This is a genomic window from Mangrovimonas spongiae (genome assembly GCF_003944795.1).
In the GTDB taxonomy this organism is placed as follows: Bacteria; Bacteroidota; Bacteroidia; order Flavobacteriales; family Flavobacteriaceae; genus Mangrovimonas; species Mangrovimonas spongiae.
In genome coordinates, this window is sequence record NZ_RWBG01000005.1 from 256,258 (window position 1) to 269,360 (window position 13,103).

General features: G+C 32.3%; 9 protein-coding genes. 4 read left to right on the plus strand and 5 right to left on the minus strand.

All coding sequences use genetic code 11. From position 1 onward, the window contains the following. The first annotated feature begins 220 nt into the window (after positions 1–220). Positions 221–3,013 (plus strand): excinuclease ABC subunit UvrA, encoded by a 2,793-nt coding sequence (gene uvrA, locus EJA19_RS11860; RefSeq protein WP_125468589.1) that lies wholly within the window; start codon positions 221–223, stop codon positions 3,011–3,013. Here the strand turns inward: uvrA and EJA19_RS11865 are convergent. Beyond that, on the minus strand, positions 3,000–4,064 hold the full coding sequence (locus tag EJA19_RS11865; protein WP_125468590.1) for a DUF3667 domain-containing protein: 1,065 nt from the start codon (positions 4,062–4,064) through the stop codon (positions 3,000–3,002). The two genes, uvrA and EJA19_RS11865, sit on opposite strands and share 14 nt — an antisense overlap. Before the next feature lie 186 nt (positions 4,065–4,250). Here EJA19_RS11865 and EJA19_RS11870 point away from each other — a divergent pair, with 186 nt between their 5' ends. Then, a complete protein-coding gene (locus tag EJA19_RS11870) occupies positions 4,251–5,267 on the plus strand; it encodes a hypothetical protein (protein ID WP_125468591.1) in 1,017 nt (338 codons plus the stop codon). Between the two features lie 77 nt (positions 5,268–5,344). Here the strand turns inward: EJA19_RS11870 and EJA19_RS11875 are convergent, their stop codons facing one another. Genes EJA19_RS11875 through EJA19_RS11890 form a run of 4 tightly spaced genes read right to left on the minus strand, consistent with a single transcriptional unit; the run spans position 5,345 to position 10,819 of the window. Further along, complete coding sequence (locus EJA19_RS11875; RefSeq protein ID WP_125468592.1) at positions 5,345–6,799, minus strand: oligosaccharide flippase family protein; 1,455 nt, start codon at positions 6,797–6,799, stop codon at positions 5,345–5,347. Next, the gene (locus EJA19_RS11880; protein ID WP_125468593.1) at positions 6,800–8,080 is read right to left on the minus strand and encodes a glycosyltransferase family 4 protein; all 1,281 of its coding nucleotides are present in this window, start codon (positions 8,078–8,080) and stop codon (positions 6,800–6,802) included. It abuts the gene before it with no gap. A gap of 1 nt (position 8,081) precedes the next feature. Continuing rightward, positions 8,082–10,514, minus strand: coding sequence for a YfhO family protein (locus EJA19_RS11885; RefSeq protein WP_125468594.1), 2,433 nt, complete (start codon positions 10,512–10,514; stop codon positions 8,082–8,084). A gap of 29 nt (positions 10,515–10,543) precedes the next feature. Then, the gene (locus EJA19_RS11890; RefSeq protein ID WP_125468595.1) at positions 10,544–10,819 is read right to left on the minus strand and encodes a DUF4834 family protein; all 276 of its coding nucleotides are present in this window, start codon (positions 10,817–10,819) and stop codon (positions 10,544–10,546) included. A gap of 101 nt (positions 10,820–10,920) precedes the next feature. On the opposite strand from EJA19_RS11890, the gene EJA19_RS11895 reads away from it, so the two are divergent. Together EJA19_RS11895 and EJA19_RS11900 are read left to right on the plus strand one after the other, a co-directional pair. Further along, positions 10,921–11,910 (plus strand): transporter, encoded by a 990-nt coding sequence (locus EJA19_RS11895; protein ID WP_125468596.1) that lies wholly within the window; start codon positions 10,921–10,923, stop codon positions 11,908–11,910. An 18-nt stretch (positions 11,911–11,928) separates the two neighbouring features. Next, positions 11,929–13,053, plus strand: coding sequence for a GTP cyclohydrolase (locus tag EJA19_RS11900; RefSeq protein ID WP_125468597.1), 1,125 nt, complete (start codon positions 11,929–11,931; stop codon positions 13,051–13,053). The last annotated feature ends 50 nt before the right edge of the window (positions 13,054–13,103 follow it).

Here is a 13,103-nt window from a genome sequence, read left to right on the forward strand (position 1 = left end):
CATAGCTATAAATGGCTATGTGTGTTGGGGTTAATTCTTAAAAAAGTAAAATTATACTATAGGCTACTACGGTGATTTATAGGTTAATATGCCCAAATATAACAACAATAATATTTAATATGCAAAAAAAAGAGGCTATTTTAACATTTATGATACCCGAAATAGACTTCAAATCCTGAAAATCAAATTGTATCTTTGTAAAATTATTTTACAATAAAACATGGCAACAGATATTTCAAAAGTTAATCCAAAAACAAACATTATTATAAAAGGAGCAAAACTCCACAACTTAAAAAATATAGATGTTGTTATACCAAGAAATAAGCTTGTTGTTATTACAGGACTTTCTGGTTCGGGAAAGTCTAGTCTAGCTTTCGACACACTATATGCCGAAGGACAACGACGCTACGTTGAAAGCTTATCTAGCTACGCCAGACAATTTTTAGGACGATTAAACAAGCCAAAAGTAGATTACATTAAAGGTATTGCTCCCGCCATTGCTATCGAGCAAAAAGTAAACTCTACCAACCCTAGATCGACCGTTGGAACAACTACAGAAATTTATGATTATCTTAAATTACTATATGCTAGAATTGGTAAAACCTACTCACCTATTTCTCATAACGAAGTAAAAAAGGATACCGTTGCTGATGTTCTTGAGTTTATTAAAACTTTTAATGAACGTGAAAAACTCCTACTCCTTGCTCCAATTCATTTAGAAGAAGGTAGAAGTATGACAGATAAACTTAAAGTTTTACAGCAACAAGGGTATGCTAGAATAAAAACTAAAGGAGATGTTAAACGTCTTCACGATGTTTCTCCCGAAAATGTTGATGATAGTAGTTTTCTCGTTGTTGATAGAATTATTACAAAACATGATGACGATTTTTATAACAGATTAGCAGATGCTATTGAAACTGCTTTTTTTGAAGGTAAAGGATCCTGTATTATAGAATCTTTAGCCGATGGAAATCAACGCGTATTTAGTAATAAATTTGAATTGGATGGTATTGACTTTTTAGAACCTAATGTACATTTATTTAGTTTTAACAACCCTTATGGCGCTTGTCCAAAATGCGAAGGTTATGGTGATATTATTGGTATAGATGAAGATTTAGTAATACCAAACACTGCCCTATCTGTTTATGAAAATGCCATTTTCCCATGGCGCGGTGAAAGTATGAGCTGGTATAGAGATCAACTCGTAAACAATTCGCATAAATTCGATTTTCCAATTCATAAACCCTATTTTAAGTTAACAGAAGACCAAAAACAACTTATTTGGAATGGAAACAAGTACTTTGAAGGACTTCATACCTTTTTTGAAGAACTAGAAGCTAAAGCTTATAAAATTCAAAATCGTGTTATGCTTTCCAGATATCGAGGCAAAACTACTTGTAAAACATGTAATGGACGTAGACTTCGTAAAGAAGCTAATTATGTAAAAATAAATAGTAAAAGTATTACGGATTTAGTAGAAATGCCATTAGATCAACTTACCAAATTCTTCAAGAAATTAGAGTTAAGCAAACATGATAACGATATTGCTAAGCGTTTATTAACAGAAATAAATAATAGACTTTCTTATCTTGAAAAAGTTGGCTTAAACTATTTAACATTAAACAGAAAGTCAAACACACTATCTGGTGGCGAAAGTCAACGTATAAATTTAGCAACTTCTCTAGGTAGCAGCTTAGTTGGATCGATGTATATCCTCGATGAACCTAGTATAGGACTACACCCAAAAGACACCGAAAATTTAATAGAAGTTTTAAAATCATTACGTGATTTAGGAAATACAGTTATTGTTGTCGAACATGATAAAGATATCATGCAAGCAGCCGACGAAATTATAGATGTTGGACCAGAAGCTGGTACATTTGGCGGCGAAGTAGTTGCTGTAGGCGATTATAACACAATTTTAAAATCGGACTCGCTAACTGCTGGTTACTTAAATGGTTCTTTAACTATAGAACCAGCTAAAAAAACTAGAACTTCAAAATATCATATCGACATATTAGGTGCGCGTGAAAACAATTTAAAAAATATTGATGTTACCTTTCCTTTAAACATGCTTACCGTAGTTACTGGAGTTTCAGGAAGCGGGAAAAGTACATTAGTAAAAAAGATTCTGTTCCCTGCTTTGCAAAAGCAACTTACCGACTTTAGTGATAAACCAGGGCAATTTTCCAGAATTGAAGGAAATTTTAGTAACATAAAACACATTGAGTTTGTCGATCAAAACCCCATAGGCCGCTCCTCGCGATCTAATCCAGTTACTTATATTAAAGCTTACGATGATATTAGAGCACTTTTTGCCAATCAAAAATTAAGTACCATAAGAAACTTTAAAGCGAAACATTTTTCGTTTAATGTTGATGGTGGCCGATGCGAAACTTGTAAAGGCGAAGGCCAAGTTACTATTGAAATGCAGTTTATGGCCGATGTTCATTTAACGTGTGAAACTTGTGGTGGTAAACGATTCAAAAAAGAAGTGCTTGAAGTTACTTTTATGGATAAATCTATAGACGATGTGTTAAATATGACTATAGATAACGCTATTGCATTTTTTGAATTACACAAGCAAAGTAAAATAACTAACAAGCTACAACCACTTCAAGATGTTGGTTTAGGTTACGTTACCTTAGGGCAAAGCTCCTCTACGCTTTCTGGTGGAGAAGCACAGCGTATTAAGTTAGCATCGTTCTTAGGCAAAGGAAGCAAAAGCGACAACACCCTTTTTATTTTTGATGAACCAACGACAGGGCTTCATTTTCATGATATAAAAAAGCTTTTAAAATCCTTTAATGCGCTTATAGATAAAGGACATTCTATTATTGTAATAGAACATAATTTAGAGCTTATTAAATGCGCCGATTATATTATAGATCTTGGGCCAAGTGGCGGTAATAAAGGTGGTGAACTTGTAGCGCATGGCATGCCACAAGATATTATTTCGAATTCTAAATCGTTAACCGGTAAATACTTAAAGCAAGAGTTTAGTAATACATAAAAGCAAAAAAGCCTAAAAATATCGTTATAGGTATTAATAATGTGAAAAAGAAGAGAACTATAAAACTACTTTTTATATAGCTCAAAATCCAACCTTGCTCATAAAAACGCTTTACAGCAATAAAAAAGTAAATAAATGTGGATAACATAATTAATCCCATTAGCCAACCTGGAAAATTTGCCCATATAAAATTGCATAGTAATAGAATACTAAATACTGTAAATAAATAAGCAAAAAAGTAGAAGCTAAATACTAAATGATAAGCATAAGCTCCTTTTCTGTAATAAAATAGTTTTAATAATAATGCAAAAATTGGCAATAAGAAAAACATGGCGATAGGAATAGTATCGTAAAAACGCTTTAAAATAGAGCCACCACTTTTACTTTTATAAAACTTCAAGGCTTGTTCATAAAACTTTCGTGTCACCCAACTTGCATTCTCATCAAGCCCCATTTCTTTATAAATAATTTTATCTGAAGCGCCTGCGTTTATTAAAGAGTCTATTTTTATTTGATTAAACCCTGAATTAAATAGGGGTTTAGAATTGCTTTTGTTTTTTATTATTGAATCTAATTCTTGGGTCTCCTTATCTGTTAAGCCTAATGCTTCCTTATTGTCTGTATAAGGTTTTATATAGTTTTCTAATTGCGTAGAATCTAATGGTTTTTGCGATATAGAATCCATAACCACTTTAGCATGCTCAAAATTCTCTTTTAAAGATGTATCTATATCTCTTGCTTGTTGATTAGCCACAAAAGAAAACAGAAAGAAAAACACCACCGAAATAAACAGATACATTTGCGCTGGATGCAGATATAATAACCGTTTACCACCTATAAATCGTTTAGCCAAATAACCTGGTTTTATCATTAAAGGGATAAAACTTTTAAAAAATCTAGCATCTACCGAGAAATAATTACTTATGGTATTGTTGAACAAAATACCAAGAGTAAGTTCTTCTTTAGACTTTTGCCCGCAATATGGGCAATACGCATACGATTCATAAAACTGTTGCTCACAATTAGAGCAAGACTTTAGGTTGGTTGGCATAGGTAATAAAATATTCAGATTAAAAATAGAAAAATATTCTTAAAAAAAGAGAAACAATATAATTGCCATCTATTTAAAGTTGACAAAAAACACATTTAAATTACTGAAATTAAACTACTTAACAACGATAACTATTTTTTGGCATGCTGTTTGATTCTTTACTAGTGAATCACAAATTCTATTATTATGAAAAAATTAATTCACTTATTTACAGTTTTGCTTTTAACAGGGTTTACTGTTAATGCAACCACAAGTTTAGACGAAAACAATGCTAAAGCTACAAACTTTAGAGGCTATGGTAATTCTTTCATATTTGTAGAAGGTGGTATTGAATTTTCGGTTTTTCCAGATGGACAGTTTGATTTTTATATGCCACAATATGGGCCTAATGTAAATGTAGCCATAAATACACCTGGATTAAATATTAGTTTTAATTCAGGATACAACTACAATGGTTATGTACAATACGATGAGTTTGGAGCCGTAATACAAATAGAGCATATTCCTATTTATTATGATTATTATGGCCGTATTAGCCGTGTAGGAAATATACATATAAGCTATAATGGTTTTGGCTATGTTTCGCGTGTTGGCGGATTATATGTTCATTATAGAAATCGTGTATTTACACATTATACAGGATTTATAAATAGATATAACAGAAGTTATGTTTATAGACCATGGCACAGGTTTTATGTGGTTCCACCAGTAGCACATTGTGTTGTGTACAATAGACCATATAGAAATCATTACAGACCAATACGTCATAGGTTTACAACACCGTATAGAAATAATTACAGACCTAGAACTGCTGTTGCTAATAGACGTGGAACAACAATAACAAGAAGCAGAACATCGGCTACGAGACATCGTGTTGCTAACAATAGAACAAGACAGCCTAATAATACTTCGGTTAGATCTCGTAAAAATATTAATAGAAATCGTTCTGCAAGATCGGTTGATAGAATTACTACACGATCAAGCAAACCAAGCGTTATATCTAGGAAAACATCTAGATCTAGAAGTAAAAATCCTAATAAAAATGTGACAAAATCAAGACAACGTGTGTCTAATAATATAAAAGGGAGAAATAATTCTAAAGTACGAAAACCAAATCGTGTAAATACACGTAAGTATAATACAAGGTCACAAAATAAAAGACTAGTTGCCTCTAACAGTAATAAAAATAGAGGAAGAAGATAATAAGATTTTTGGTTGGTTAGTTGGAAAGTCCTGCGATTAAGTTTGCCTCAAAGCAACATCGTGGGATTTTCCCTTTTTTAACGCTTTATAATTCGGTTTATAAGCACTGTAATATCTTCTGATAAATTTAAAGTATACACAACAACCCCATAAAAACAACTAATTAATATACTTTTAATTAGAATACTAACAGCTGGATGCCAAGTAAAATCCCAATAGTAAAAAATACCTAAACTAACCAATAGTAAGACAAGTACTTTGCCTGTATTTGCAGTAAAAGGCATCATTTTAAACTTACTATAAACAAACCATATTTTTATAACGTTGTAAATAACAAAAGCTATTAACGATGCAAAAGCTGCACCATTAATACCAAAGGTGGGAATGAATATTAAATTTAACACTATAGTTATAAACACAAGAAGCACCCCAAAGAGCAATATCTTTCTATAGTAATCGCTATTAAATAAAATGGCATTGTTATTCCCTAAAAGACCTTCCATAAGTTTAGCAATCCCAATAGCAAATACAACCACAATTCCATGGGCATATCTTTCGTCTATCAACTTGTAAAGCTCATTAATATTTAAAACAATTAATAAAAATAAATAGCTACAAATTATAAATAAATTCAAGGAGCTTTTTTTGTACAAAAGGACTAATTCGGTTTTATTTTTTTCATTAAGTAATTTTGCCGTTAAAGGACTTACGATTTGATGCATTGAGCGTGCTGGAACACTAATTACTGTAGCAATAAATGTTGCCACACTATAATAAGCAATGTCGTCTAGTTCTACATATCGGTTAATCATGAATTTATCTATTTCCAAGATAATATTAGCAACCGACCCTGCTAAAATAATTAAACTTGTATATTTTAAAATAGATCGTATGTTAGGCAGTTTCGTCAACTGTAACTTAGGAAAACGAAGGCTGTAAGCATACAATTTCATTATAATCATTCTAATTATATATATCCCAACAATGCCATAAATTAATGTATCGGTGGCTAAAAGTTCAAAGTGCAATAATAATAAGAGAACCATAATACCTAATCTATGAAAAACTTCTTTCATAAAATTGCCAAAAACAGATTGAAACTGTACGCGAGACCAGGCATAAAACACTTCAAAATACGCAAACGAAACAGCTGCTACATAAATTAACCATACATAATCTTTAACAATAATATTGTCTGCAGACATCCAATTCGCTATCTCATTAAAACAAAGCCAACCTATAAATCCAAACGGAATAATAATAGCCAACGGCAGAAGCAACATGAGTGTTAAAAAGCTATTTTGAGATTGTCGGCTTTTAAAAGAAGAGTAAAATTTTATTATGGTATTATGCACACCAAAAGCCATTAAAGGCATTAAAATATTGGCTGTAGATAATATATAGGAAATCAACCCAAAATATTCAGGGCTAAGGAACTGCGTGTACAAAAACAATACATTAATAGCGCCTATTGCAAAACCCAAATAGGTTGTTATGGTGTTTTTTGCGGATTGATTAACTACAACTCCCATTTATATTAATTCTGATAACGCCTTTGTTAAAGCCTTTCTACTGTACTTTTCTATATGCTTAGAGTTTACTTGTAAACTATCTTCTTTAAAGGCTTTGTAATGCTCTAAAATAGTTTTTTTAAGCGCATTGTAATCATTATAAGAAAAATATTTTCCTGCTTGGGTGTCGTTAAGAATTGTTTTTACATCAGACTGTTTTGGCCCAATAGCAACAATAGGACGTTGCGATGCTAAATACTCAAAAAGCTTGCCTGGGATGATGGCTTCTGTTTCAACCGAATCAATCTCTAAAAGCAACAATACTTGTGATTTTTTTTGATATGTAATAGATTGATTATGTTTAACATACCCTGCGCTATTCAAATAATTAGTTAAATTATTTTTTTGGATTGATTTAAGTACTTCTTCACCAACATGACCAACTAAAGTAAGCTGAAAATCGGCTTTAAAACCTTCAATATTTTTTAGTAAATCATCTAAAACTTTCCATAATATTTCTGGATTTCTTTTAGATAATAATGACCCAATATGCGAAATACTAAACTTTGTATCTAATGTCACGTTATCTTGAAACATTTCTGTATCATACCCATTTGTTATTACAGAAATAGGCACTTTGGTTTTTTGAGAAAATTCCTTTTGGGTCGCAAAACTCGTTACAATTACCCTATTAGCTTCTTCAAGTACATGCTGTTCTAACCTTTTATGTTTCTTTTTAGCAAAAGGCAACAGTTTTAATTGTTTATGGTAACCTATGTTTGTCCAAGGATCACGAAAATCTGCTAACCACTTTACTCCTAACTTATGTTTTAAATGTAATCCTATTAGATGCATGCTATGTGGTGGCCCTGTGGTTATTATTGTTTCTATGTTTTCTCGTACTATCACATCTTTTAAAAAAGCAACAGAAGGTTTAACCCAAGACTTTCTTGCATCAGGAATAAAAAAATTACCACGAATAAATAGCAATAATTTCTCTATAAAGCTTTGTTTATGTTCCGTTGTAATAATCCCTTTGCTCATGGTTTGCGTTTTCTTTTTAAAAAACACGTTAGCTATACCATAAGGTTCTTTTATAGGATGTTTAATGACTTTTATTGATTCGGGAATCTCATCTATTAAACTATCATCTACTATAGGATAATGTGCATTTTCAGGAACATAAACAATAGGTTCTACATTATAATCCTGTAAGTATTTTACAAACTTTAACCAGCGTTGCACACCAGGACCGCCAGCTGGTGGCCAATAATATGCTATAATAAGTGCCTTTTTTTGCAACTTAGTTAGATTTTCTTTTAAACTGATACGCTATGCCGCCTATTAAAATAAGCCCAAACAACAACGAACTTGCCAAAGCAATACGACTCCCTGTTTTTACAACCGAAGGCTCAAACTTAAATTCAATAATATGGTTTCCTTTAGGAATTTGCATACCTCGCAATACATAATTTACACGTATATACGATGCTTCTTTTCCATCTAAATATACTTGCCAACCATGATTATAGTAAACTTCTGAAAATACCGCAAATCCATTATTAGAATTTGAAGTCTCGTATTTAATATAGTTTGGTTTGTATTCTTTAACACTTATAGTTGCTGTAGAATCGACAGTAAAACTCGGGGCTCCAGAAGCTTTAAACCTACTACCAAATTCTATAAGATTAAAAACGGCTTCTTTTTTGGTATGTAAGCTATCTAACGCTAGGATCTCTTTGTTAGCACTTTCTACAGGCTTTAAATTTTCTATAAACCATGCATTTCCATTAGTTTCTGGATTTGGATAAATAACCGGCTGTTGATTGTCGCCTTCAGCAATAATATATTTAGCATTAAGCATGTTAAGCACTTCAATATTATTACGTGCTATGTGAAAATCATACAACTCATCGTAGCGTTTTAATTTAGCAGCATGATAACCGCTTAAAGAATTGTGAAAATAAGACGCTTTTGCCGGTTCTCTGGAATACAAGTCTAATACTCTAAAATTAGACGTGTCTTCTTGTATCTTTTTATCAATTTCTGTAGCTTGGTAAGGTTTTTTCACTTTAATTGATGCTACAAAATTATCGTTATTTACATAACGCTTATCTACGATAACAAGATCGAATAAAATTAACACCGCAAATCCTACAATAACTAAGTTTTGTGATAATTTTTTCTTTAAATACATAAAAATTAATCCAGCAGATAGCAGAACTAATACTAAGGTTCTTAATGTATCTTCTGTAAAAAATGCTTTTCTATCTTCTTTTATAGCATTAATAAATTGCTCACCATAATTCTGACGATAAAACGCATCATTTCCCCCTGAAAAACTAAAAGACGCCTTAAACACGAGCAATAACAAGGCTAAACCTCCTGTAATTAACACCGTGTACTTTAGGGCTTTGAGTTTCTTTTCATCAGCTTCAAAATCATTAAACAGCCTAACTAAACCAAAAACTCCTAAAACAGGAATACATAATTCCAGAATAACTTGTATGGAAGTTACCGCTCTAAACTTGTCGTAAAGTGGCACAAAATCAATAAAAAAATTGGTTAAAAAACTCAAATTATAACCATAAGATAGTAATAACGATAGCAGCGAACCACCAACAAGCCACCATTTTAAGCGTCCTTTTACCAAGAATAAGGCAAAAACAAATAAGAAGAGACTAACGGCTCCAACATAGGCAGGCGCTTCTAGTATAGGCTGATCGCCCCAGTAGGTTGGTACACGTTTAACTTGTTCGGCTGCTTGTAATGGTGATGCACCCAAACGTAAAAAGAAATCGTAAGAAGCTGAGTTTTTCCCAACATCTTCAAGACTTCCACCTCCCATGAGTCGAGGAATATACAAGTTAAGTGATTCTAAAAAACCATAACTATACTCGGTAATTTTATCTCTATCTAAACCTGAGGTTACCGCTTTTGGCGAACCATCGGGATTAATGGTTAATTCACTTTGTCCTCTTGTACTAGCTTTTGAATATTCTAAAGTGGCTAATGTACTTGTTGCATTTAGCCCTAATGCTAAGGTAACAGCAAGCACTAAAATACCAACCGATTTAAAAAATTGTGGGAGCAATTGCTTTCTAAAAGCATCAACCAAATAAGCAATACCTAAGACAATAACTAAAAACAATAAATAATAGGTCATTTGAGGATGATTAGCTTGTATTTCTAATCCCATAGCCACAACTGTAAGTAAAAACCCTGCTAAATAGCGTTTTCTAAACGTGAGAATAATACCACTTAATACTAACGGCATATAAGCAATAGCATGAGCTTTGGCATTATGCCCTACGCCAAGAATAATAATCAAGTAAGTTGAAAATCCAAAGGCTAAAGCCCCAAGTGCTGAAAGTCTAAAATCGACTTTAAGCGATAATAGTAAAATGTAAAACCCTATAAAATATAGGAATAAATAATCGGCTGGTCTTGGTAAAAACCTCAGAGCTAAATCTAATTTTTTAATATAGTTATGCGGATATTTCGCCCCTAATTGATAGGTAGGCATACCACCAAAAGCACTATTAGTCCAATAGGTTTCTTCACCTGTTTCTGCTCTAAAATCGTTTTGCTGTTTAGCCATGCCAATATAATGCATGATATCACTCTGAAAAATAGATTTCCCTTGTAAAACAGGACTAAAATAAAATAAGGAAACGGCTATAAAGCCAACAATTATTGCTATGTGCGGAAGTAATTTCTTAAAAGAAAGTTGCATGTATTAGTTTTAGAATATGATTGCGAAAATTAATCAATTTCTTCGTAATCTACATATTCACCAACATTTTTATTAGAAGTTTTAGCATTAGGCATCTTATCGATTGTGACTTCACCTTCCTTCTGGTCTTTCTTAGTACCTTGATACTGAGAGTTCATATCGCCAAATCTTTCTTCGGCTTTTTTAGCCACATACTTTACTAATACGGGTGCAAAAATTCTAGAAAGAATTTTTAATCCATAATAAACCAATAGAATAATTAAAACAATCTTTAAAACTCCGGTTATTGATGCGTATTGAAGCATAGTCTTCTTTTTTACAAAAATAGAATTCTTCTGCTTTAAAATAAATATTAAATACTTAAAAAATATATAAAATCAATATATTTGAAACCAAAGAAACTCTCATGAAAGCTTTAAAAACCTATTTGTTTGTTGGTATTTTTTTATGTACCGTAAGTGCTTTTTCCCAATATACCGAAGTTATAAACTCTAACAGGCCAGGTGTTTCCAAAAGTGCCTTTGCCGTTGGAACTAACGTGGTTCAGTTTGAAATCGGCCCATATATGCTAAACGAAGACCACTCGTTAAGAAAAACTGAAGACAGAAGCTTTGGTGCTGATTTTTCTGTACGTTACGGCTTACTTTGGCCACAACTAGAAATTAACTTAGAAGGTGCTTTTCAATCTACCAAACGTACTTACACCAATAGTATTACAGATTTTGAAGAGAAATATAGTAATTTTAAAACCCTGACTTTAGGCGCAAAATACTTGGTTTACGATCCCTACAAAAACGCCGGAGAAGACAAACCTAATATTTACAGCTGGAAAGCCAATCATAGTTTTAAATGGAGCGATTTAATTCCTGCCGTTTCTGTGTATGCAGGAGCAAATTACGATACTAAAGACAACCCTTATACGGCTCCAGGAATAGAAGGCTTTAGCCCAAAAGTTATGGTAGCAACACAAAACAACTTTGCTAGCGGTTGGGTGTTTGTTACCAATTTTATGCTTGATAGAATAGGTACAGACCAATCTGATTTTAGTTATATTTTAACCTTAACAAAATCTATTTCAGATCAATGGGTGCTTTTTGGCGAAACCCAAGGTATAAGTAGCGATTTTTATGCCGATAATTTAATTCGTTTTGGTGGCGCTTATTTATGGAGTAGAAACTTCCAATTAGATACCGCTTTAACATTTAATACTAAAGATACCCCATCTGTATTTGGTGTTACCCTTGGAGCATCGTACAGATTAGACTTCCATAAAGATAAGAAAACAGATAACGGAACATCGGTTGAAGATGAACTAGAACGTCAAGAAAACGCCAAAGGAAACAATCGTAAAAAACGTAAAAAACGATCTAAGTCCATTGATGTTGATTTTGATTGATACTAACTAAGCTATTTTATGAGTAATATTACCTTAAAAGAAGTTAAAAGCAAAAACGAGCTTAAAGACTTTGTAAAATTCCCTTTTAAATTATATAAAGATTCAGAATATTGGGTACCACCTATTATTGCCGATGAAATGGCAACATTAAGCAGCGATAAAAACCCTGTTTTTGATCATGCCAAAGCAAGATACTTTTTAGCGTATAAAAACAAAACTATTGTAGGTCGCGTTGCTGCCATAATCAATAAATCGGAAACAGAAGATCAAGGGCTAAAAAAAATGCGCTTTGGTTGGTTTGATACTATTGATGACATTGAAGTTACCAAAACCTTATTGGATAAAGTTGAAGAAATAGGTAGAGAAAATAATCTTGAATTTACTGAAGGCCCGGTTGGATTTTCCAATTTAGATAAAGTTGGTGCTCTTACCGAAGGTTTTAATCAAATAGGTACCATGGTAACATGGTACAACCATCCTTATTACGCAAAACACTTTGAACAATTAGGTTTTACCCCAGAAAAAGAATATGTAGAAAGCCGGTTTTATATGAGCCAACTGGGCGATTTACGTTTTATGAAAGCATATAACCTTATCATGAAACGTTACGGGTTTAAAACAGGTAACTTTACAACTACCAAAGAACTTATACCGTATCTAGACACGATGTTTGAGTTGTTTAACAACTCCTACAAAGACCTTTCTACTTTTGTTCCTATATCTAACAAGCAAAGAGATTATTTTAAAAAGAAATTTATAAACTTTGTCAACCCAGAGTATATTAAATTTGTATTTGACAAAGATGATAATATGATTGCTTTCGCTATTGTTTTACCATCCTTTTCTAAAGCATTACAAAAAGTAAATGGAAAGTTGTTCCCTTTTGGATTTTTAAAACTACTTAAAGCTAAAAAAGAAAGTAAGACCTTATTATTCTACTTAATTGGTGTCGATCCTAAATTTCAAAATAAAGGTGTTACAGCAGTTATTTTTTATGAATTTAATAAAACCTTTAAAAAGCATAATATTGAAACTTGCATACGGACCCCAGAACTTGTTAATAATACAGCTTCACAACAAATCTGGAAAGAGTTTAATGCTGAAGTTATAAAACGACGAAAAACATTTAAAAAGATGTTGTAAACAAAAAAATCCGATGATAACTCATCGGATTTTTTATATGTGTAATTTTA